At 68.5% G+C, this 21,315-nt stretch carries 25 protein-coding genes; 9 read left to right on the forward strand and 16 right to left on the reverse strand.

Going from position 1 to position 21,315, the window contains the following annotated elements; all coding sequences use genetic code 11:
- The first annotated feature begins 203 nt into the window (after positions 1-203).
- From rpoH to M5C96_RS20700, 4 genes are all read left to right on the forward strand, one after another.
- Positions 204-1,145, forward strand: a complete 942-nt coding sequence (gene rpoH / locus M5C96_RS20685) for an RNA polymerase sigma factor RpoH (protein WP_272565019.1) — start codon at positions 204-206, stop codon at positions 1,143-1,145.
- Positions 1,146-1,277: 132 nt separating this feature from the next.
- Positions 1,278-2,294 carry a Bug family tripartite tricarboxylate transporter substrate binding protein gene (locus M5C96_RS20690; protein ID WP_272565020.1) on the forward strand — a complete coding sequence of 339 codons (1,017 nt, stop codon included), beginning with the start codon at positions 1,278-1,280 and terminating at the stop codon, positions 2,292-2,294.
- Between the two features lie 109 nt (positions 2,295-2,403).
- Positions 2,404-2,784 (forward strand): oxidoreductase, encoded by a 381-nt coding sequence (locus tag M5C96_RS20695; RefSeq protein WP_272565022.1) that lies wholly within the window; start codon positions 2,404-2,406, stop codon positions 2,782-2,784.
- Between the two features lie 94 nt (positions 2,785-2,878).
- The gene (locus tag M5C96_RS20700; RefSeq protein WP_272565023.1) at positions 2,879-3,754 is read left to right on the forward strand and encodes a Crp/Fnr family transcriptional regulator; all 876 of its coding nucleotides are present in this window, start codon (positions 2,879-2,881) and stop codon (positions 3,752-3,754) included.
- On the opposite strand, the gene M5C96_RS20705 is transcribed toward M5C96_RS20700, so the two are convergent.
- The 5 genes from M5C96_RS20705 to M5C96_RS20725 are packed head-to-tail and all read right to left on the reverse strand — an operon-like array spanning position 3,694 to position 7,882.
- Positions 3,694-4,302, reverse strand: coding sequence for an SCO family protein (locus M5C96_RS20705; protein WP_272565024.1), 609 nt, complete (start codon positions 4,300-4,302; stop codon positions 3,694-3,696). The two genes, M5C96_RS20700 and M5C96_RS20705, sit on opposite strands and share 61 nt — an antisense overlap.
- A gap of 5 nt (positions 4,303-4,307) precedes the next feature.
- Positions 4,308-5,219, reverse strand: a complete 912-nt coding sequence (cyoE, locus tag M5C96_RS20710; protein WP_272565025.1) for a heme o synthase — start codon at positions 5,217-5,219, stop codon at positions 4,308-4,310.
- Entirely contained in the window at positions 5,216-6,421 is a 1,206-nt protein-coding gene (locus M5C96_RS20715) for a COX15/CtaA family protein (protein WP_272569797.1), read from the reverse strand. Before M5C96_RS20715 ends, cyoE begins: the two co-directional genes overlap by 4 nt.
- Positions 6,421-7,170, reverse strand: coding sequence for an SCO family protein (locus tag M5C96_RS20720; RefSeq protein WP_272565026.1), 750 nt, complete (start codon positions 7,168-7,170; stop codon positions 6,421-6,423). Before M5C96_RS20720 ends, M5C96_RS20715 begins: the two co-directional genes overlap by 1 nt.
- A complete protein-coding gene (locus M5C96_RS20725) occupies positions 7,112-7,882 on the reverse strand; it encodes an SURF1 family protein (protein ID WP_272565028.1) in 771 nt (256 codons plus the stop codon). The genes M5C96_RS20720 and M5C96_RS20725 overlap by 59 nt, the downstream gene beginning before the upstream one ends.
- A gap of 6 nt (positions 7,883-7,888) precedes the next feature.
- Between M5C96_RS20725 and M5C96_RS20730 the strand changes: the two genes are divergently transcribed.
- The gene (locus tag M5C96_RS20730; RefSeq protein WP_272549034.1) at positions 7,889-8,119 is read left to right on the forward strand and encodes a twin transmembrane helix small protein; all 231 of its coding nucleotides are present in this window, start codon (positions 7,889-7,891) and stop codon (positions 8,117-8,119) included.
- Positions 8,120-8,230: 111 nt separating this feature from the next.
- Here M5C96_RS20730 and M5C96_RS20735 read toward each other — a convergent pair whose 3' ends face one another.
- The 7 genes from M5C96_RS20735 to M5C96_RS20765 all read right to left on the reverse strand — a co-directional run bounded on the left by M5C96_RS20735 (position 8,231) and on the right by M5C96_RS20765 (position 14,385).
- On the reverse strand, positions 8,231-9,112 hold the full coding sequence (locus tag M5C96_RS20735) for a cytochrome c oxidase subunit 3 (RefSeq protein WP_272565029.1): 882 nt from the start codon (positions 9,110-9,112) through the stop codon (positions 8,231-8,233).
- A 51-nt stretch (positions 9,113-9,163) separates the two neighbouring features.
- The gene (locus M5C96_RS20740; protein ID WP_272565030.1) at positions 9,164-9,382 is read right to left on the reverse strand and encodes a DUF2970 domain-containing protein; all 219 of its coding nucleotides are present in this window, start codon (positions 9,380-9,382) and stop codon (positions 9,164-9,166) included.
- Positions 9,379-9,978, reverse strand: a complete 600-nt coding sequence (locus M5C96_RS20745; RefSeq protein ID WP_442867403.1) for a cytochrome c oxidase assembly protein — start codon at positions 9,976-9,978, stop codon at positions 9,379-9,381. Before M5C96_RS20745 ends, M5C96_RS20740 begins: the two co-directional genes overlap by 4 nt.
- Positions 9,979-10,022: 44 nt before the next feature.
- On the reverse strand, positions 10,023-10,133 hold the full coding sequence (locus tag M5C96_RS20750; protein ID WP_272549038.1) for a cytochrome oxidase small assembly protein: 111 nt from the start codon (positions 10,131-10,133) through the stop codon (positions 10,023-10,025).
- Between the two features lie 13 nt (positions 10,134-10,146).
- Complete coding sequence (ctaD, locus tag M5C96_RS20755; protein ID WP_272549039.1) at positions 10,147-11,787, reverse strand: cytochrome c oxidase subunit I; 1,641 nt, start codon at positions 11,785-11,787, stop codon at positions 10,147-10,149.
- Between the two features lie 33 nt (positions 11,788-11,820).
- Entirely contained in the window at positions 11,821-12,990 is a 1,170-nt protein-coding gene (gene coxB / locus M5C96_RS20760) for a cytochrome c oxidase subunit II (protein ID WP_272565032.1), read from the reverse strand.
- Between the two features lie 489 nt (positions 12,991-13,479).
- Positions 13,480-14,385 carry a biotin synthase gene (locus M5C96_RS20765; RefSeq protein ID WP_272565033.1) on the reverse strand — a complete coding sequence of 302 codons (906 nt, stop codon included), beginning with the start codon at positions 14,383-14,385 and terminating at the stop codon, positions 13,480-13,482.
- Between the two features lie 37 nt (positions 14,386-14,422).
- Between M5C96_RS20765 and M5C96_RS20770 the strand changes: the two genes are divergently transcribed.
- The gene (locus M5C96_RS20770) at positions 14,423-15,145 is read left to right on the forward strand and encodes a ComF family protein (protein ID WP_272565034.1); all 723 of its coding nucleotides are present in this window, start codon (positions 14,423-14,425) and stop codon (positions 15,143-15,145) included.
- Positions 15,146-15,226: 81 nt separating this feature from the next.
- The gene (trmL, locus tag M5C96_RS20775) at positions 15,227-15,688 is read left to right on the forward strand and encodes a tRNA (uridine(34)/cytosine(34)/5-carboxymethylaminomethyluridine(34)-2'-O)-methyltransferase TrmL (protein ID WP_272565035.1); all 462 of its coding nucleotides are present in this window, start codon (positions 15,227-15,229) and stop codon (positions 15,686-15,688) included.
- Between the two features lie 24 nt (positions 15,689-15,712).
- On the opposite strand, the gene M5C96_RS20780 is transcribed toward trmL, so the two are convergent.
- On the reverse strand, positions 15,713-16,678 hold the full coding sequence (locus tag M5C96_RS20780; protein WP_272565036.1) for a LysR family transcriptional regulator: 966 nt from the start codon (positions 16,676-16,678) through the stop codon (positions 15,713-15,715).
- A gap of 209 nt (positions 16,679-16,887) precedes the next feature.
- Between M5C96_RS20780 and M5C96_RS20785 the strand changes: the two genes are divergently transcribed.
- Complete coding sequence (locus M5C96_RS20785; RefSeq protein ID WP_272565037.1) at positions 16,888-17,202, forward strand: DUF4148 domain-containing protein; 315 nt, start codon at positions 16,888-16,890, stop codon at positions 17,200-17,202.
- Positions 17,203-17,301: 99 nt separating this feature from the next.
- Here the strand turns inward: M5C96_RS20785 and M5C96_RS20790 are convergent, their stop codons facing one another.
- From M5C96_RS20790 to M5C96_RS20800, 3 genes are all read right to left on the reverse strand, one after another.
- Positions 17,302-17,766 carry a MaoC family dehydratase gene (locus M5C96_RS20790; protein ID WP_272565038.1) on the reverse strand — a complete coding sequence of 155 codons (465 nt, stop codon included), beginning with the start codon at positions 17,764-17,766 and terminating at the stop codon, positions 17,302-17,304.
- A gap of 65 nt (positions 17,767-17,831) precedes the next feature.
- Positions 17,832-18,449 carry a ParA family protein gene (locus M5C96_RS20795; RefSeq protein WP_272565039.1) on the reverse strand — a complete coding sequence of 206 codons (618 nt, stop codon included), beginning with the start codon at positions 18,447-18,449 and terminating at the stop codon, positions 17,832-17,834.
- 143 nt (positions 18,450-18,592) lie between these two features.
- On the reverse strand, positions 18,593-19,231 hold the full coding sequence (locus tag M5C96_RS20800) for a LysE family transporter (RefSeq protein WP_272565040.1): 639 nt from the start codon (positions 19,229-19,231) through the stop codon (positions 18,593-18,595).
- 114 nt (positions 19,232-19,345) lie between these two features.
- On the opposite strand from M5C96_RS20800, the gene kefC reads away from it, so the two are divergent.
- On the forward strand, positions 19,346-21,235 hold the full coding sequence (gene kefC, locus M5C96_RS20805) for a glutathione-regulated potassium-efflux system protein KefC (protein WP_272565042.1): 1,890 nt from the start codon (positions 19,346-19,348) through the stop codon (positions 21,233-21,235).
- Positions 21,236-21,315: the final 80 nt, after the last annotated feature.

Below are 21,315 nucleotides of genomic sequence, written 5' to 3' on the forward strand. Positions count from 1 at the left end.
TGAATTGATTGTTCACAAAACGAAGTTTTTGGATTTTTTCGCTACCAATTCAATAGCGCCACACCCTTTGAATTGCTGCGCTGACGCCCTTTTTTCCGACAATAACGCGTCTCCCACGTCCTACGCCGGCGCGGGAACTAGTCCCTTAGCACTCCCTCATATGGAGTGCTAACATGAATGTCATGGAAGAAAGGATCTCTGGAATGACGCTTCAATCTGGAACCGCAGCCACCGCTCTGGCTCCCGCCAATCCTTGGGCGCTCATCCCCCCCTTGGGCAATCTGGACGCCTACATCTCGGCGGTGAACCGCCTTCCGCTGCTCACGGCGGAAGAAGAGCGCACATACGCGCGCCAGCTCAAGGACAACAACGACGTGGATGCCGCCGGCCGTATGGTGATGTCGCACCTGCGCCTGGTGGTCTCGATCGCCCGCCAATACCTCGGCTACGGCCTGCCGCACGGCGACCTGATCCAGGAAGGCAACGTGGGCCTGATGAAGGCCGTCAAGCGTTTCGACCCCGATCAGAACGTGCGCCTGGTGAGCTACGCCATGCACTGGATCAAGGCCGAGATTCACGAGTACATCCTGAAGAACTGGCGCATGGTCAAGGTGGCCACGACGAAGTCGCAGCGCAAGCTGTTCTTCAACCTGCGCTCGATGAAGCAGGGCTTCAAGGCCGATGCGGCCGCCGCCGATGCAGCCACCCACCGCGACACGCTCTCCGAGCGCGAAATCGATGCAGTGGCGCAGCACCTCAACGTCAAGCGCGAAGAGGTCATCGAGATGGAAACCCGCCTGTCGGGCGGCGACGTGATGCTGGACCCCTCGCCCTCCGATGACGGCGAACAGGCTTACGGCCCCATCGCCTACTTGGCCGATGGTGCCCACGAGCCCACCGCCATGATCGAATCGCGCCAGCGCGATGCCCTGGCCACCGACGGCATCGCCGCCGCCCTCTCGGGCCTGGACGATCGCAGCCGCCGCATCGTGGAAGAGCGTTGGCTCAAGGTGAACGACGACGGCTCCGGCGGCATGACGCTGCACGAACTGGCCGCCGTGTACGGCGTGAGCGCCGAACGCATCCGCCAGATCGAAGTGGCCGCGATGAAGAAGATGAAAAAGGCCCTGGTCGAGTACGCCTGACCGGCTGGCCACCCGCCTTCGCGGGCGGCCGGCATGGCGATAATCCCGAGCGCGCAATCCCCTGCGGATTGCGCGCTTTTTTCATGGGGGCGCCGCCTGCCGGTGCTCCCAATCTCCAAGGACACGACCCCCATGACTTTTCCTGCCGTTCGACGCCGCACGCTGATGGTGGCCCTTTCGCTCGCTGGCGCTCTGGGCACGGCCACCGCCCAATCGGCGCCCGGCGCACTGGCGACGCCGGGGTGGCCGAGCAAGCCGCTGCGCATCATCGTGGGCTTTCCGCCGGGATCGTCGCCCGACCTGACGGCGCGCACGTTCTCCGAGCCGCTGGCGCAGGCACTCGGCCATCCGGTGATCGTGGAAAACAAGGTGGGCGCGGGCGGCAACATCGGCGCAGATGCGGTGGCCAAGGCGACCGACGGCCACACCATCGGCCTGTTCATCAACGGCAACCTGACGATCGCCAAGCTGCTCAACCCGGCCGTGCCCTACGACCCGCAGAAGGACCTCGCGCCGCTGAGCCTGGTGGGCACCTCGCCGCTGGTGCTGACCGCCCCGGCCTCACAGCCGGACGTGCCGGCCCATGCCGATGCGCGCGCGTTTCTCGCAGCGGCGCGGCAGGCCGGCAGCCGCTGGAGCTACGGCACGCCGGGCGTGGGAACGGTAGGCCACCTGGGGACGGAACTGCTCAAGGCCCGCGCCGGCATCGCACCGGTGCACGTGCCCTACCCCGGCTACCCGCAGGTGGCCACGGGCATGCTGGGCGGACAGCTGCAGATGGCGCTGCTCCCGCCTGCGCTCGCCCTGTCGCAGGAACGCACGGGCAAGCTGCGCCTCATCGGCGTCACCTCGGCCGGTCGCAGCACGCTCGTGCCCGGCGTGCCTAGCCTGGCGGAGGCCGGCGTGCCGGACCTGAACCTGGAGATCTGGAACGCATTCGCCGCACCGGCCACCATGCCCGCTGCGGTGCAGGCGCGGCTGTCGGCGCTGATCGCCGACATCGCCCGCAGCCCCGACGTGCGGGCCAAGCTGTTCCAGCAAGGCTGGCAGGTGGCCGGAACCTCGCCCCAGGGGCTGGCGAACCGCATCCAGGCGGACACCGCGCTCATGGCCCGCGTGATCCGCACGCAAGGCATCCGGGCCGACTGACGCCCTGCCCGGTGGGCAGCGCTCGCGCCTCCACCGATGTTGATGCAGATCATGCCCCGCGGGGCCCGTGGCCGGCAGACTGGCGCCTTCGTGATTTCCAAGGCATGCCATGCAGCCCTTTCGCATCCTCGTCATCGGTGCCGGCCACACCGGCACCCCATTGCTGCAGCAGTTGCTGGCAGCGCCGTTCGTCTCCGTGCTCGGGGTGGCGGACCTGGACCTCTCCCTGCCCAGCATCGAGCTGGCGCGCAGCCACGGCGTGCCCGTAACGTCCGATTTCATGGGATTGCTGGCGGCGCACGGCAGCGCCGCGGACATCGTGATCGATGTCACGGGCCAGCCGGCGGTGCGTGACGCGCTGCGCCGGCACATGGTGGACACGGGCAACCAGCAGACGGTCATCCTGCACGAGACCATCGCGCTTTTGCTGATGTCGCTGTCGGCCGGCCAGCGCATCGAAAGCCGCCACGGCGAACTGGCCTACGCCTGAGCAGCCGGCCCGCTCCGTCCGTCACCATCGCAAGCAATTGCTATTATTTTTATAGCGATATGCCGGGAGAAATCATGCCCTGGAGGCCGTTTTCGTGCTGAGTCTGCGCACCCGGCCCCACGGCGCCGCACCGACCGAAGAAGGCGCGCCCCTGCCTCCGTGCCACACCTGCGCCGGCCGCTCGCACTGCCTGCTCGGCCGGGCCCCGCGCGAGGTGCAGATGGCGGGCCGCGTGGTGGAGCGGCGCTTTCGCAAGGGCGAGACGCTGGCGCGCCAAGGCCAGTCCGCGCCGGTGCTGCAGATCCTCAAGGTCGGTACGGTGCTGCTGCACCGCCGGGGCGCCGAGGGCATCGACCGGCCCGTGGGCCTGGCGGGCTGCGGCCATGCCCTGGGCACGACGGCGCTGTTCGCGGCGCCTGCGGAGCTGTCGGGCACGGCCCTGGGCGAAGGCCGGCTGTGCGAAGTGTCGACAGAGGCCCTGCGCTCGCCGCACCACGGCGCTGCAGCTTCGGGTTGGCTGGACGCGCTGTCGCGCGAGAACGCACGGGCGCAGGCGCAGCTTGCGGACTGGTCGGGGCTGCTGCGCATGCGCGGGGCCACGGCGCGCCTGGCGGGCGCCCTGCTGTTGCTGGCCGATCTGCAGCGCAGCACCCTGGTGCGGCTGCCCACGCAGGCGATGCTGGCCGCACTGCTGGCCACCACGCGCGAGACGGTCGCCCGGGGGCTCGCGCACATCGCCCTGACGGGCGGGCTGGTCCGGCATGACCGCTGGCACTGCGCCATCGTGCGGCCCCGCCTCGCAGCCCTGGCGCGCGGCATGGCCGAGCCGGTGTCGGGCCCGGTGGCCGGTGCTGCCTGGCGCCCGGGGGCGGCGGTGGTGGAGCACGCCGATGCGGCCGCCCCGCCGCCTCAGCCCTCGTTCAGCAGGGCCCGCACATCGGCGGCCAGCGCCTGCGCACCGCTGCCGTAGCGGTTGTACACGCGCAGGCGGCCGGCGGGGTCGTACACGTAGCTGCCGGCCGAGTGGTCCATGGTGTAGCTCGTGGGCGTCTTGCCGTCGACCTTCTTGTAATAGATCTTGAAGTCCTTGGCCACGGCGGCCAGTTGCTCGGGGCTGCCACGCAGCGCGAGGAAGGTGGGATCGAAGTTGGCCATGTAGGCCTTGAGCACCTCGGGCGTGTCGCGCTCCGGGTCCACGGTGACGAAGATGCCCTGGAGCCGGTCGCCGTCCGCGCCCAGCGAGCGCTTGACTTCCGCCAGTTCCACCATGGACGTGGGGCACACGTCGGGGCACTGGGTGTAGCCGAAGAACACCACCACGACTTTGCCTGCGAAGTCCTTGAGGTGGCGCGGCTGGCCGTTGTGGTCGGGCAGGGGCAGGTCCTTGGCGTAGTCGGCGCCGGTGATGTCCACGCCCTTGAATTCCGGGCCCTTCTTGGAGCAAGCCGCCAACAGGCCACCAGCGCTTACCAGCAAAGCGCTGGCAGCTATTTTTTTAAGAGCAATGCGTTTATTCATGGCGATCACAGCACGTAGTGGTCCACCAGCAGCGCGGCGAACAGCAGGCTCAGGTGGATGAGGGAAAAGCGGAAGGTCTCGCGGGCGAGCGCATCCGAGTAGCGGCGCCACAGCCGAAAGCCATAGGCGCAAAAGCCCAGGCTGAGCACCACGGCGGCAGCCAGGTAGATCCAGGAACTCATGCCGTACACGAAGGGCATGAGGCAGCCCGCGAAGAGGATCAGCGTGTAAAGGAACACCTGCAGTCGCGTGAACTCGTTGCCGTGCGTGACGGGCAGCATGGGCAGGCCCGACTTGCGGTAGTCCTCCACGCGGTACAGCGCCAGGGCCCAGAAATGCGGCGGCGTCCACAGGAAGATGATGAGGAACAGGATGAGCGCCTCGGGCGCCACGTCGCCCGTCATGGCCGACCAGCCCAGCACCGGCGGCATAGCACCCGAAGCGCCGCCGATCACGATGTTCTGCGGCGTGAGCGGCTTGAGGATCACCGTGTACACCACCGCGTAGCCCACGAAGGTGGCGAAGGTGAGCCACATGGTGAGCGGGTTGACCCACCGGTAGAGCACCAATGAACCCGCCGCGCACAGCGCCGCCGAGAAAAGCAGCGTCTGCGTGTTGGACAGCTCGCCCTTGGCGGTGGGCCGCCAGGCGGTGCGCTTCATCTTCGCGTCGATGCCCTGCTCCACGATGCAGTTGAATGCCGCGGCGGCGCCCGCCACGAGCCAGATGCCGGCACAGGCCACGGCCATGTGCGCCCACTGCGCGCCGCTGGGCATGCCGGGCACGGCCAGCACCATGCCGATGAAGGCGCAGAAAACGATCAGCTGGACCACGCGCGGCTTGGTCAGCGCATAGAACTGCGCCGCGCGCGACGGCATGCTGGTGATCGGAGGGGAGGTGGCGGGAGCAGCGCTCATGCGGAGATTCTCGTTGCGCCCGTGGGCGCGGTTGTCGGTGTGCCGGCAGCGGCGGCCAGGGGACGGGCGGCGCCCACGGCGCGGCTGGCGGCCAAGGCCCAGGTGAGGACCACGACCAGGGCCGCGGCGCCGCCGGTGTGCAGCACGGCGGCCACGAGGGGCCAGTCCAGCACCACGTTGGACAGGCCGGTGGCGAACTGCATCAGCGCCAGGCCCGCGATCCAGCGCGCCTGGGCCGGCAGCAGCGCGGCGCGGTGCAGGCGCCAGGCCAGCAGCCCGAGGGCCAGCAGCACTGCGTAGGCCGCCAGCCGGTGCGCATAGTGGATGGCCGTGAGGCCCGCGAAGGTGATGTGGCTGCCGTCCTGCAGCAGGCCCAGCGGCCGCCAGATCTCGAAGCCCTGGCCGAAGGCCATGTCGGGCCACCAGCTGCCCTGGCACGTGGGGAACGTGGTGCAGGCCAGCACCGCATAGTTGGTGCTTACCCAGCCGCCGAGCACGATCTGCACCGCCAGCAGCACGGTGGTCGCCACCAGCAGGCCTCGCAGGCCCCGGCCCAATGCCACGGGCAAGACGCCGCGCGCGGCGTGCGTCTCGCGCACGGCCTGCACGCACAGCAGCGCCAGCAGCACCAGCGCGCCGATCAGGTGCAGCGTCACGATGGCGGGAAAGAGCTTCATAGTCACCGTGAGCGCGCCGAATGCGCCCTGCAGGCAGACCCACACCAGCGTCGCCGTGGGCCACCAGGGGCTCAGGGCGGGCGGCGGGCCCTGGTGCCTGGCCGCGCGCGACCGCTGCCACCACGCGCCAACGGTGAGCACGATGATGAGCATGCCCACGCCGCTGGCCAGGTAGCGGTGGATCATCTCCACCCAGGCCTTGCCGTGCGTGACCGGGCCGGTGGGCATGGCCTGCTGGGCGGCGGAGATTTCGGCATGCGCGCCCAGCGGGCTGGCGTTGCCGTAGCAGCCCGGCCAGTCGGGGCAACCCAGGCCTGAATCGGTGAGCCGGGTGAAGGCGCCGAACAGCACCAGATCGAAGGTGAGGAAAAGGGTCAGCACGGTGAGCGCCTGCAGGCGCCGCACGCGCGAGGTGCCGCGGTTGCGCAGCCACACCCAGGCCAGCGGCCCGAGCGCGATCACCGCGCCCAGCAGCACCATGCGGGCGAGCGGGGCCAGGTCGAACAGCGGCTGGGCGTCCTGCATCATGGCGCTCCGGTGCGACCGGGCTGGTCCCACGAGGCCGAGGCGCGCATCAGCCGCTCCAGGTCCCGCTTGGCCTTGGCGGCCCCGGCGGCGTCCAGGCCCGCCGGAAAACGCATCATCCAGTGGCCCATGGGGTCGACGACGTAGAGATGGTCTTCGATCGCGTGGCCGGTGGCGGGCGCGAGCCACGCGGACAGCGCCTGCGCATCCACCCGCAGCACCTGGGCCTTTTGCAGGCCCGGCTGGATCTCGGGCGGCGGCGCAGCGCCATCGGTCACCAGCCAGACCCAGTCGATGCGGTCCTTGTCTTTGCCCAGGCTTTCGCGCAGCTGGCGCTGCAGGTACAGATGGTTCTGGCAGGGGGTGCCGCAGGCGCCGGGCGCCACGCTCACGAGCAGCCACTGGCCCTGCAGCTGGTCGAGCCGACCGGGAGCGCCATCGAGGGCGGTGGTCGCCATGCCCGCCGGCATCGCGCGCTGGGGGGCGATGAGTTCGCCGAAATTGCGCCGCCCTTCGGGCCGCAGCACGTAGTAGGTGAAGTACGAGGCCACCACCGGCGCGGCGCACACCAGCAGGATGCCCAGCATCTTCCAGCGCCCCTGGCGCGACTGCTGCACGGCCGCCATGGCCCCGCCCGCGGGCGGCAGGCTGTGCACCGTGAGGCCCAGCGGGTGGGCGCCCTGGGGCGCGTCAGGCGGCAGGCTGGCGGCGTGGGCGAAGGAAGCGTCGGACGATTTGGAACCAGACATAGAGGATTGCCACCAGGCCGCAAAGCCCGAACCATTGGACGGCGTAGCCGTAGTGTTTTTCGACCCCGGCGTCGATGACGGGCCAGTCGCGCAGCAACCCGTCGTTCGCGGCCCCCGTCTGCAGCACGGTGAGTGGCGCCAGGGCCAGGCCGGTCTCGCCGCGATAGGCCGCCAGGTCGAGATTTTGCCGGATGCGGGAAGACCCCTCGGCGCTGCCGGTGGCGCCGACTTCGTACAGCCGCGATGGCGCCGCAGCGATGCGGCCTTCCACCTCGGTGTCGCCCGCCGGCGTGGGGATCGGGGGCAACTGGGTGCGGTCCTGGAAATTGCGCGGCACCCAACCGCGCTGCACCAGCACGCTGGTGGCGCTGCCCTGCAATTGCAGCGGCGTGAGCACGAAGAACCCCGGCCGGCCCTGCATCTGGCGGTTGTCCAAAAAAACGGTGTGGGCGGGCAGCCAGCGGCCGCGCAGCACGATGCGGCGGTGCACCAGTGGGTCGTCCGGCCCCGTGGCCGCTGGCAGGGCCGCGAGCGTGGCGCCCTCCAGTGGCGGCCGGGCCGAACGCCCGTCGATGGCGGCTTGCAAGGCTTCCTTTTGCGCCGCGCGCGACAGCTGCCAGCGCCCGAGCGACGCGGTCGCGGCCATGGCCAGCACGGCGGCCAAGCTGACCAGCCAAAATTGCAGGCCGGGTCGGCGTCTTGCAGATGTCACGGGATAATGCGCTCCATGAAATACGTGGTGGTGCTGGCCTTCCTGGCCATTCTGGCGAGCCTCGGTTCCGCGCTGTTCTTCATGATGCGCAACGGCCGCAACGACAAAGCCCGCAGCGGCCACATGGCCCGCGCGCTCGCCGTCCGCGTGGGGCTGTCGATTCTGCTCTTCCTGTGCCTGCTGGCCGCCTGGAAGCTGGGCTACATCCAGCCCACCGGACTGCCGGCAACGCGCTAAGCGCCACCCGGTCTGCCCGGCATGGCCCACGGGCCGCGGCGGGCACCGAAGCACCGCCGCAAAAAAAGCGCCCTGCGGCGCTTTTTTCGTCGGGCCGCCGAGGGGCCTGGATTACAGCCAATAGACCAGCACGTACAGGCCCAGCCACACCACGTCCACGAAGTGCCAGTACCAGGCGGCGCCCTCGAAGCCGAAGTGCTTTTCCGGCGTGAAGTGGCCCTTTTGCAGGCGCAGCGTGATGAACAGCAGCATCAGCATGCCCACGAACACGTGAAAGCCGTGAAAGCCCGTCAGCATGAAGAAGGTGGAGCCGAAGACGCCGGAGCTGAGCTTGAGGTTCAGGTCGGTGTACAGGTGGTAGTACTCGTAGCCCTGCACGCACAGGAAGACGATGCCCAGCAGCACGGTGGCCCACATGAAGGCGATGGTCTTGCCGCGGTGGTTTTCGCGCAGCGCATGGTGCGCGATGGTCAGCGTGACACCGGAGGTCAGCAGCAGCGCCGTGTTGATCGTGGGCAGCCAGAACGGCCCGACCGTCTGGAAGGGCTCCACGATGCCGGCGGGCGATGCGGTCATGCCCGCCGCCATGCTGGGCCACACGGCCTTGAAGTCGGGCCACAGCAGCGCGTTGTCCAGGCTGCCCAGGGCCGGCACCGAATGGGAGCGAGCCCACCACAGAGCGGTGAAAAAGGCGCCGAAGAACATCACCTCCGAGAAGATGAACCAGCTCATGCTCCAGCGGTAGGACAGATCGATCTTGTGCCCGTACAGGCCGCCCTCGCTCTCGCGCACGGCATCGCGGAACCACTGGTACAGCACGAACAGCCACCACACCATGCCCAGGGCGAGCGAATACTTGCCCCAGTCGTGGCCGTTGACCCACTGGCCCGCGCCCAGGATCACGAAGAACAGGCCGGCCGCCGCCATCACCGGATGGCGCGATTCGGCGGGCACGTAGTAGTACGGGGTCGTGCCGGGGGTAGATGCACTCATGTCAACTCCTGAATCTCAAATCGTTGTTATCCGTCGGGCTGCGGCCGTCCATCAGACGACCCAGTTGACCAGCGCGATCAGCCCGATCACCAGCAGCAGCGCCGCGGCCAGGCCGACGGCGATGATGTGGATGGGGTTCAGCCGCTCCACGTCCTGCTGGTATTCCGAGCCCTTGCGCAGGCCGATGAACGACCACGCCACCGCCCGCACGGTGCGCAGCAGCGAGCCTTTGCGGCGCACCGGCGATTCGCTGGGGCTGCGCGGGCTCACGATCCGGCCCCCTGCGGCACCACACCGGCCGGCAGCGCGGCCGTGGGCTCGGTGGGCGCGGGCGGCGTCTTGCCGCCCACCTCGAAGAAGGTATAGGACAGGGTGATGGTGGTCACGTCCTTGGACAGGCGCGGGTCGATCACGAACGCCACGGGCCATTGCTTCTTCTCGCCCGGCTCCAGCACGTACTGGTTGAAGCAGAAGCATTCGAGCTTGTTGAAGTGCGCAGCCGCCTGCCGCGGCGCGTAGCTCGGGATGGCCTGCGCGGCCATGCGGCGGTTCTGCACGTTCTGGAACTCGTACATGACCGTGGCCAGCTCGCCCGGGTGCACCTGCAGCGATCGCTGCGCGGGCTTGAAGTCCCACGGGCCGCGCGCGTTCGCATCGAACTCCACGGTGATGGTGCGGCTCTTGTCCACCTGCGTGTTCGCGGGCACCTTCACGTCCCGGCCGGCCACCCCGTTGCCAGGCACCTGCCGCTCGGACAGCGAAAGGATGTTGATGCCCGTCATCTCGCAGATGTGCTTGTAGATGGGAATGAGCACGTAGCCGAAGGCGAACATGCCGACCGAGATCACGGCCAGCTTGCCCACCATCTTGGCGTTTTCAGTGCGGAACATGCCCATGGCGCGTCCAGCTTTCAGCGGGCCAGCCAGGCCATCTTGACCATGAACCCGACGAAGAAGGCCACGGCCACCGACGCCAGGATCAGCGCCATGCGCCGGTTGGACTTCTTTTGCTCGGGGGTCATCGAACGGCTTTCCTCAACCGATCACACGGGTGGCCGACGCATCCAGCTTTGGCGGCGTTTCGTAGGTGTGGAACGGTGCGGGCGACGGCACTTCCCATTCCAGGCCCTCGGCCCCTTCCCAGGGACGCTGCGGCGCCACTTCGCCCTTGCCGCGCATCGCTGGTACCACGATGAACAGGAAGAAGTACACCTGCATCAGGCCGAAGCCGAACGCGCCGATGGAGGCCAGCATGTTGAAGTCGGCGAACTGCATGGGGTAGTCGGCATAGCGGCGCGGCATGCCTGCCAGGCCCAGGAAGTGCATGGGGAAGAACGTCACGTTGAACGTGATGAGCGAGCCCCAGAAGTGGATGCGGCCCCGGGTTTCGCTGTACATCACGCCGGTCCACTTCGGCGCCCAGTAGTAGTACGCGGCGAACATGGAGAACAGCGAGCCGGCCACCAGCACGTAGTGGAAGTGGGCCACCACGTAGTAGGTGTCCTGCAGCTGGATATCGATGGGGGCCATCGACAGGATCAGCCCGGTGAAGCCGCCCATGGTGAACACGAAGATGAAGCCCACGGCGAACAGCATCGGGGTCTCGAACGTCATGGAGCCGCGCCACATGGTGGCGATCCAGTTGAAGATCTTCACGGCCGTGGGCACCGAAATCAGCATGGTGGCGTACATGAAGAACAGCTGGCCGGTCACGGGCATGCCGGTCGTGAACATGTGGTGGGCCCACACGATGAACGACAGGATGGCGATGGACGAGGTGGCATACACCATAGAGGCATAGCCGAACAGCCGCTTGCGCGAGAACGCCGGCACGATCTGGCTGATGATGCCGAAGGCCGGCAGGATCATGATGTACACCTCGGGGTGGCCGAAGAACCAGAAGATGTGCTGGTACATCACCGGGTCGCCGCCGCCGGCGGGGTTGAAGAAGCTGGTGCCGAAGTGGCGGTCCGTCAGCGTCATGGTGATGGCGCCGGCCAGCACGGGCATCACGGCGATCAGCAGGTAGGCGGTGATGAGCCAGGTCCAGGCGAACATGGGCATCTTCATCAGCGTCATGCCGGGGGCGCGCATGTTCAGGATGGTCACGATGATGTTGATCGAGCCCATGATGGACGAGGCCCCCAGGATGTGCATCGCGAAGATGCCGGCATCCATCGACGGGCCCATCTGCAGCGTGAGCGGCGCATACAGCGTCCAGCCCGCCGCCGGCGCGCCGCCGGGCATGAGGAACGAGGTCACCAGCATGATGGCCGCCGGGATCATCAGCCAGAAGCTGAAGTTGTTCATGCGCGCGAAGGCCATGTCGGATGCGCCGATCTGCAGCGGGATCATCCAGTTCGCAAAGCCCACGAACGCCGGCATGATGGCGCCGAACACCATGATCAGGCCGTGCATGGTGGTGAGCTGGTTGAACAGCTCGGGGTTCACCAGCTGCAGGCCGGGCTTGAACAGCTCGGCGCGGATCAGCAGCGCCAGGATGCCGCCCACCATCAGCATGGTGAACGAGAACAGCAGGTACAGCGTGCCGATGTCCTTGTGGTTGGTCGCGAACACCCAGCGCCGCCAGCCCGTCGGGCCGTGGTGGTGGTGATCGCCGTGGCTGTCGTGTGCGTGGCCGCCCGCGTGACCGTGGTTGTCGAGAACTGCGCTCATCTTGGATTCCTCAGTGCGTTGGGGCGTGGGTGGCTATTTGCCACGCTGGGCCAGGATCTCGGACGGCTGCACGATCTGCCCCGTCTTGTTGGACCAGGCGTTCTTGGTGTAGCTCACCACGGCCGCCAGATCGGTGTCGCTCAACTGCGCCCAGGAGGGCATCGCGCCGTTGGCGGCGCCCTTGAGCACGATGTGGATCTGCTGGGTGTGGTCGTCGCTCTTGACGATGGCGGAGCCGTCCAGCGGCTTGATGGGGCCAGCGCCCTTGCCGTTGGCCTGGTGGCAGGCCGCGCAGTTGGCGGCATAGACCTTCTCGCCGCGCGGCAGGATGTCCTGCAGCGTCCACACCTTGCTCGGGTCGTCCAGCTTGGCCGCGGCCTTCTTCTTCTCGCCCGCCACCCACTGGGTGTAGTCGGCGGCAGACACGACCTTCACGTGGATGGGCATGTAGGCGTGCTCCTTGCCGCACAGCTCGGCGCACTGGCCGTAGTAGTCGCCCACCTTGTCGGCGCGGAACCAGGTGTCGCGCACGAAGCCGGGGATCGCATCCTGCTTGATGCCGAAGGCCGGCACCATGAACGAGTGGATCACGTCGTTGGCGGTGGTGATCACGCGCACCTTCTTGCCCACGGGCACCACCAGGGGGTTGTCCACCTTGAGCAGGTAGTCGGCCGGCGCGTTGCTCACGTTGCCGCTGTCGGACATGCGGCGGTGGCTGCTGTCGAGCGTGGAGATGTACGCCAGGCCCTGGCCTTCGCCGGTGATGTAGTCGTAGCCCCACTTCCACTGGTAGCCGGTGACCTTGATGGTCAGGTCGGCGTTGGTGGTGTCCTTTTGCGCCACGAGCACCTTGGTCGCGGGCAGCGCCATGAGGATCACGATGATGAAGGGCACGATGGTCCAGATGACCTCGACGGTCACGGACTCATGGAAATTGGCCGGCTTGACGCCACGCGACTTGCGGTGCTTCCAGATCGAATAGAACATCACCGCGAACACGGCGATGAAGATCACCGTGCAGATGATGAGCATCATCCAGTGCAGGAACTGCTGCTCCTCGGCGATGCGGGTGACCGGAGGCGCCAGATTCAATTGGTTGACGGCCGGGCCACCGGGAAGATCCTGCACGGCGTGGGCTGCGGTGCCCACCCATGCACCCGCCATCAGCAGCAAAGAAGCCAGCTTGTTGGAAATGCTCTTCATAGTTCTCACTTCTAAGCCTCAATTAACCAATCCCTGGGCGCCCCCGCGTGGGGTCGGGGCGGCGCACAAAGCCATGCGAATTCCAACATCCAGACCGTGCCCGGGCCTTGGGGCGCAATGCCCGAGCCCTTCAGCGCGGCTGGGTTCCACATGAACCCGGTTTCATCGATGCGGAGCACCGGCGGTGCTTCGCTTTTTGTCTCCTGACCTTCAAGGCCCGCGCGGGTTGGCGCGTACCCTGCACCGTGCAGCATGCCGTTCCCGTGGCCCGATTGCAAGGCCCGCAGCGACATCCGCTGCACAGCCCCGTACAAACCATGAGAAGGTTGGAAGGTTTCGCGCCGACCGCAGAGCCTGCCGCCGACAGGCGGCCTCCCGGCGGGGCCGCAGGGATCGCACCGCGCAGCAGAAGTTCCGGAACAGCACCGCCAAGAATTGTAGCCTGCTGTTGCGACGGATCATGGGGGGCCTGCCCCCGGGAAAACACCCTCAGGCGCCCGGTTTCCTCGCCCCCTGCAGCATGGCGCGCATGTCCTGCAGCGACACGGCGCTGCTCTCGCTCACCCGCAACCGTGGCGCCGGCTTGAAGGCGTGGCCATAGACGATCTCGAAGGTCAGCGCCAGCTGGCCGCCCTCGTTGGGGTCGGCCAGGCGGTCGGCCAGCGCCTGTTCCAGGCGCTCGCGCCAGCGCCGCCCGCGCAGCGCGGGGAAGCGCGCCGGGTGCAGGTTGCAACCCAGTTCGCGCAACTCCTTCAGCAGCCGGGCCGGTGTGGCGAAGGTCAGCCGGATGCGCTCCATGTCCATCACCGGCTCGGCGAACCCGGCCTGCACCAGCATGTCGCCCCAGTCGTGCATGTCCGTCATGGCATGGCCGGCGGGCGGCCAGACCAGTTCGGCATAGACGGCATGCAGTTCGCGCACGGTGTCGGGGCCCAGGCAGGAGAACATGAGGTAGCCGTCCACGGCGAGCGCCTGGTGCCACTGGCCGATCAGCCGCTGCGGGTCGGCGGCCGTGTGCAGCGCCATGTTGGACCACACCATGTTGACGCTGCCGTCCGCTGGCAGGCCGAACTTCGGAGCACGCCCGCCCCAGCGCGCAGGGCTCCACCATGCCGCGCCCAGTGCCTGCTCGGCCACCGGCTGGCGGCGCGCCGCGGTTTCCGCCACCTGGCAGGTGGCCTGGGGGTAACGCTGGCGCACCAGGGCATGGGCCTGCAGGCCACCGCGCACCGGGTCCCAGTCGCACCAGGCGGCCGGGGCCTGGCGGATCCACTGGAGCCGGTCGTCCATGCGCCGGGCGACCTCCTCGTGCAGCCAGGGGGAGATGGCGGGGGCGGCGGCGTGCCAGCGGGCCGCAGCGGGCGGGTCGATGGTGGGGGGAAGGTGCTCTGGCATCGTGGGGAACGGGGGTCGCGGCGAGTATATTGAGTCGATGCTCCACAGGCACCTTGCAGGGATATCGCACTGGCTGGGCGCGGCCATGGATGCCGTGCCCAGCCAGTGCGCTGTCTGCCATGCCTGGCCCGCGCGGCGTGTCTGCGATGCCTGCGCCACCCGCTTCGCGCAACCGCAGCCGCGCTGCGCGACCTGCGCCCTGCCCGTACCGGCGGGCGTGGCGCGTTGCGGGCACTGCCTCACCGACCCGCCGACGCTGGACGCCTGCCTTGCCGCGGTGGACTACGGCTACCCGTGGGCGCAGGCGCTGGCCGATTTCAAGTTCCGGGCCGACCCCGGCTGGGCGCCGTCGCTGGCCACCCTGCTTCGCAGCACGCCCTGGGTGGAACCGGCCGTGGAAGCGGCCGACTGCCTGCTGCCCATTCCCCTGTCGCGCGAGCGGATGAAAGAGCGCGGCTTCAACCAGGCCGCGCTGCTGGCGCGCGCCTTGTCGCCGGCGAAGGCGGATGCCGCCAGCCTGCTGCGCACCCGTGCGACCGAGGCGCAGAGCGGACTGCCGCGCAAGGACCGGCTGCGCAACCTGCGCGGCGCGTTCGCGCTGGAGCCCGCGCGCGCCGCGCGCATCGCGGGCCGCCGGGTGGTTCTGGTGGACGACGTGATGACCACGGGCGCCACGCTGCACGCGGCGGCGCGGGTGCTGCGCGAGGCCGGCGCCGCGCACATCACCGCGGTGGTGGTCGCCCGCACCGATAGTCCCTGACCCGGGCCGATCACCGGGCCTGGATACGTTTGTTTACGAGCTTTCGCGCCGGGTGCGGCGCAGATGCCGACAATAGACGCCATGTTTCATATCGTTCTTGTCGAACCCGAGATCCCGCCCAACACAGGCAACGTGATCCGGCTGGCCGCCAACACTGCGTGCCGGCTGCACCTGATCGAACCCTTGGGTTTTTCCATGGAAGACCGCCTGATGAAGCGCGCGGGCCTCGACTACCACGAGTACACCGAGGTGCAGCGCCACGCGGGATGGACCGCCTTCCTGCGCGATGCCGAGCCGGACGCCACCCGCATGTTCGCCATGACCACGCACGCCACGCTCACGGTGTATGAGACCAGCTTCCGCGCCGGCGACTGGCTGGTGTTCGGCGCCGAGACGCGCGGCCTGCCGCCCGAGCTGCGCGAATCGTTCCCGCCCGCCCAGCAACTGCGGCTGCCCATGGTGCCGGGGCAGCGCAGCCTGAACCTGTCGAACGCCGTGGCGGTCACGGTGTACGAGGCCTGGCGGCAAAACAGCTTTCTTTGATGCGTTGAGGCCCGGGCCCGGCCTTCAGGCCTGCGGCGCGGGCGCCGCCGCGTGCTGGTCCAGGCCGCCAGGGGCCTGCAGCGCCTCCTCCACGGACTTGCGCGTACGGGCGCTCAGAAAATCCAGGAAGGCCCGCGTGCGTGCGGGCATGAACTTGCGGCTCGGAAAGGCCGCGTACAGCGTGAAGCGCCCCGCCGTCCAGGGCGCCAGCACCCTCACCAGTTGCCCGCTGCGCAGGTAGGGTGCGGCCAGATCGACCGGTAGCGAGGTCAGCCCCGCGCCATCCAGCGCAGCACGCAGCAGGGTCTCGATGTGGTTGGTCACGCAGACCGGCTGCACCTCGATGTCGATGGCCCGGTGGCCCAGCAGGGGATCGAACAGGCGCATCACCCCCGGTTTGGTGTCGCTGCGCCGGCGCAGCAGGCACTGGTGCCGGGCAAGGTCCTGCGGCACCTGCGGCGTGCCGTGGTCCCGCAGGTAGGCGGGCGAGGCGCACACCACGCTGTCGGAGCGCACGATAGGCCGGGTGATGACGTTGGCGCCGAAGACCGCGTCGTCGCTCAGCAGCGTGATGTCGAAATCGCCGATGGGCGGCTCCAGCGAGGAATCCACATGGATGTCCAGCACCACCCGGGGATGCGCCCGGTGAAAGCCCTCCACCAGCGGCGCGAGGATGTGGACCGCGAGCACCGGCGGCGCGTGCAGCCGCAGCACGCCGGCGATCTCCGAGGTGTGGGCCTGGGCCGCGGCGAAGGCCTCCTCCACGTCGGCCAGGATGGTGCGCACGCGGGCCAGGTAGGCCTCGCCGGCATCGGTGAGCGAGACCCGGCGCGTGGTCCGCTGCAGAAGTCGGGTGCCGATGTGGCTCTCCAGGTCGGCAACCAGCCGGGTGACCGCCGCGGCCGACAGGTCCATCGCGCGCGCGGCCGCGGCGAAGCCACCTTCGTCCACGACGGCCTGGAACACGCGCATCGTCAGCAATCTATCCATTGCAGGAATGACGGCGTTTCAAGGGCCGCGATTATTTCAATTTCGTTAATTATTCATTGCCAGGAGTGCTGTTTTTCAAAGGGTTAACCCTGCGTACAGTTCAACCCATCGATGAGGAAGCCTGAAGGCGGACCCACCGAGGCAGGACAAGACCGGCCCCCAACAAGACCAGCCTTGCCCGGAAACACCAACCAATGAAGGACACCATCATGAACAACTACCGCACTCTCGCCACCGCTGCCGCCATCGCCCTGAGCGCCTTCGCCGCCCACGCCGGTGTGGAAGGCGACGGCTCCGACTATCCCGCCCCTGTCGCCGCCTCCAGCGCACTGACCCGTGAAGCCGTCGTGGCCGACCTGGTGGCCGCCCGCCAGAACGGCACCATGCCCCGCGCCGGCGACTGGTACGACGTGCCCGCGCCCCTGGCCGTTTCCGGCAACGCCACGGTCGTCACCCGCAAGGAAGTGCAGGCGCAAACCGTGGCGGCAGCGAAGTCGCGCAACACGGTCAGCGGCGACCACTGATCTGATCGCACGGCGGCCCGGCCGGTTGCGACCGGCCCAGCCCCTCCCCCAAAAAAGGCCCGCAGGTTCGCCCTGCGGGTCTTTTTCCATGGGGCGCCTTCAGGGCGCGGCGCCGTAGTTGCGCGCCAGGGACTCGGCCACGCACGCGGGCTTGTCGGACCCTTCGCGCTCGATGGTGACCAGCCAGGTCATCTGGATGCCGTCCGGCGCGGCGGGCTCGCAGGCCTGCAGCGTGAGCCGCGTGCGCAGGCGGCTGCCCACGGGCACGGGCGAGGTGAAGCGCACGCGGTTGAGCCCGTAGTTCACGCCCATCCGCGCGCCGGCGATGGCGAACGCCGATTCGAAGAACCGCGGAATCAGCGACAGCGTGAGAAACCCGTGGGCGATCGGCGCGCCGAACGGGCCCTGGGCCGCACGCTCGGGATCGACATGGATCCACTGGTGGTCGCCCGTGGCCTCGGCGAACTGGTCGATCTGCGCCTGGGTGATGGTGATCCAGTCGGTCACCGCCACCTCGCTGCCCACGCAGGCGGCCACTTCGGAATACGTCTGGAAGGTTTTCATGCGCGCACTTTAGGCCGGGGCGGGCCGTGCGCGTTGTCGGGCGCGCGACAGCCGCGCGCGCCGGCCTACTGGTCGAGCCAGTCGCAGATGCCCTGCCACTGCTCCAGGTCGCGCGCCACGCGGCTGGCCGAGACGTCGAAGACCGACAGGCCCTGCGCGGCCAGATGGATGTAGTTCTGCGTGTCGCGCAGCCGGCCCAGTACCGGCAGCCCCAGGCTTTCGACGAACTCGCCCAGCTTGTCGGCCGCGATGGTGCGGGCATCGACCCGCATGCCGACGATGCCGATCTGCACGTTCGCCGCATGGCGGCTTTCGGCCAGCTCGTCCAGGAAGCCCCGGATGGCGAAGATGTCGAACACGCTGGCCTGCAGCGGCACGATCACCTTGTCGGCCAGCTGGAGCACCGATTTGAGCTGCGCGCCGTGCAGGCCCGCGGGCGTGTCCAGCACGGCGTGGGTGGCCTCCTTGGGCGGGCGGCCGATGGCGTCGGGCTGCACGGGCCAGTCGCCGATGGGCCGAACGGCCGGGGAGCGCAGCCCGCGCCACAGTTGGGACGAGTGCTGCGGGTCGGCGTCGCCCAGCACCACAGCGTGGCCCTGGCTGGCGAAATAGCCGGCGATGTTGGTGGCGAGCGTGGATTTGCCCACGCCGCCCTTGGGATTGGCCACTGCGATCACTGGCATGCACGCCTCCTGGGGGTCAAAAGTTGGATTGGCGGGGGCGATGGTAGCGCCGCCCGGGGCCGGGCTGGGGAATATGAGTCAAAAACCCCCTCCAGCGCATATTCCACTAGGGCATATTGCTATATTTTCAATAGCAAACGAATTCAGCCGTGCTGGGCCCCGCGCTTGACGAAGAATAGCCCCGTGCCCACGGCCATCAGCAGGCCGCCGAACACGCGGTTCTGCGCGCGCACCGCGCGGGCGTTGCGCAGCAGGCGGCGCAGTGCGCTGGCGCCCGCGGCATAGCCGTGCATGACGGCCATGTCCACCGCCACCATGGTGGCCGCCATGGCGAGCAGTTGCGTCCACAGTGGGCGCGTGTCGGTCATGAACTGGGGCAGCACGGCGACCATGAAGATGATGCCCTTGGGGTTGGTGGCATTGGTCAGAAAGCCCGTGAGGCAGCGCTTTTGCCACGGGCCGGCCGGCGCAGCCTCCCCGCCCGGCAGGGACGACGCATCGCCCAAGCGCCATTGGGCGATGCCGATGTAGATGAGGTAGCACGCGCCCAGGATCTTGACCGCGCTGAACGCCGTCTCGGATGCCAGCAGCAGCGAGCCCACGCCCGCCCCGGCGATCACCAGGATCAGCAGCAGCCCCAGTTGCAGCCCGAGGATGGTGGCGCCCGTCTTTCGCACGCCGTAGGTGAGCCCGTGGCTCATGGACAGCACGGCGCCGGAGCCCGGCGAGATCGCGATGAGGCAAGCCGCCGCCAAAAATGCCAGCCAGGTGTGCAGGTCCATGGGTCCGCCGGAAAAGAAAGGAAAGAAGATGAAAGGATCGGGAGCCGCCGATCTTACCGATGCAAAATTGCCGAGGTCCCTTCACCACCTCTCTCTCCACCCCATTCTTTCTCCATGGCCCACGCACCCACCTGGCTCACCTACGGCTTCCTCTACCTGGGCGCGGCCGTGCTCGCCGTGCCCATCGCGCGGGCGCTGGGGCTGGGGGCGATCATCGGCTACCTGGCGGCCGGCATCGCCATCGGCCCCTGGGGCCTGGGCCTGGTGAGCAACGTGCAGGACATCCTGCATTTCGCCGAGTTCGGCGTGGTGCTGATGCTGTTCCTTGTCGGCCTGGAGCTGCAGCCCAGCCGGCTGTGGAGCCTGCGGCGTCCGATCTTCGGGCTGGGCAGCGCGCAGGTGCTGGGGTGCGCGGCGCTGCTGTGGCTGGCGGCGTGGGCCTGCGGCCTGCCGTGGCGCGTGGGGCTGGTGGGCGCGCTGGGGCTGGCGCTGTCGTCCACGGCCATCGCGCTGCAGTCGCTGAACGAACGCAACCTGATGCGCACCGACAGCGGGCAGAAGGCGTTCTCGATCCTGCTGTTCCAGGACGTGGCGGCCATTCCCATCCTGGCGCTGCTGCCGCTGCTGGGCGCTGCGGCCGAGGCCGCACCCCATGCCACGCCCGACCTGCTGCTGGAGGCAGGCAAGATCGTGGGCGTCGTGGGCGGCATCGTGCTGGGCGGGCGGCTGCTGCTGCGCCCGGTGCTGCGCTGGATCGCCAAGAGCAGGACGCCGGAGATCTTCACCGCCGCCTCGCTGCTGCTGGTGGTGGGCATCGCCTGGCTGATGGTGATCGTGGGCCTGTCGATGGCGCTGGGCGCCTTCCTCGCCGGCGTGCTGCTGGCCGACAGCGAATACCGGCGCGAGCTGGAGGCCGATATCGAGCCCTTCAAGGGCCTGCTGCTGGGGCTCTTTTTCATGGCCGTGGGCATGTCCATCGACTTCGGCGTGCTGATGCGCTCGCCCGGGTTGATGGCCCTGGTGCTGCTCGGTTTTCTGGTCATCAAGGGCGTGGTGATCTACGCACTGGCGCGCGTGACCGGCACGCCGTACCAGGAGCGGCCCGTGATGACGCTGCTGCTGGCGCAGGGCGGCGAGTTCGCATTCGTCGTGTTCCAGGCGGCATCGACGGCGGGCGCGTTGCCGGCCGAAACCGCGTCGCTGCTGATCGGCGCCGTGGCGCTGTCGATGCTGCTGTCGCCGCTGTTGCTGGTGTTGCTGGACCGTGTGCTGCTGCGCCGCTATGCGCGGCTCAAGACCGATGTGCCGGCCGCGGCCGAGATCTCCGAGCCGCAGGAGGCGCCGGTCATCATCGCGGGCTTCGGGCGCTACGGGCAGATCGTCGCGCGCACCATGCTGCTGCAAGCCGTTCCGACCACCGTGCTGGACCACAGCGTGGAGATGCTGGAGGTGGCCCACACCTTCGGCTACCGCGTGTTCTACGGCGACGCCACGCGCCTGGAGCTCCTGCGCATCGCAGGGGCCGCGCAGGCCCGCATCCTGGTCATCGCAGTGGACGACACAAGCCAGTCCGTCAAGATCGCCGCACTGGCGCGCGCTCACTTTCCGCAGCTGAAAATCGTGGCCCGCGCCCGCAACATCAGCCATTGGAACGCGCTGCGCGATCTGGGCGTGGAGCACGTCGAGCGCGAGCTGTTCGAGTCCAGCCTGAAGACCGCCCGCACGGTGCTGGAACTCATGGGCCTGCCGGCGCAAGAGGCCCAGCGCGTGGCGGACCGGTTCCGCCAACACAACATCGACCTGGCCAACCGCATGTACCCGCACCACAAGAACCAGGAGAAGTTCATCGCCGTGGCGCGACAAGGGCGCCAGCAACTGGTGGAACAGATGGCCAAGGAGCGGCAGGAAGCCGCATCCGCCGCGGCGGACGCAGGCCCCCCTGCGGACGCCGCAGGCCATGCCCCGCCCGCGCAGCGCACCGGCCTGCCGCCGGGCAGCGCCTGACTTTTTCGACCGGCTCCGCGGCCCGGGCCGCGGCCGCCGGCCATCCCCCAAGACCCGTTTGCGAAAGGACACACGAACCC

It is taken from the genome of Acidovorax sp. GBBC 1281, assembly GCF_028473645.1.
In the GTDB taxonomy this organism is placed as follows: Bacteria; Pseudomonadota; Gammaproteobacteria; order Burkholderiales; family Burkholderiaceae_C; genus Paracidovorax.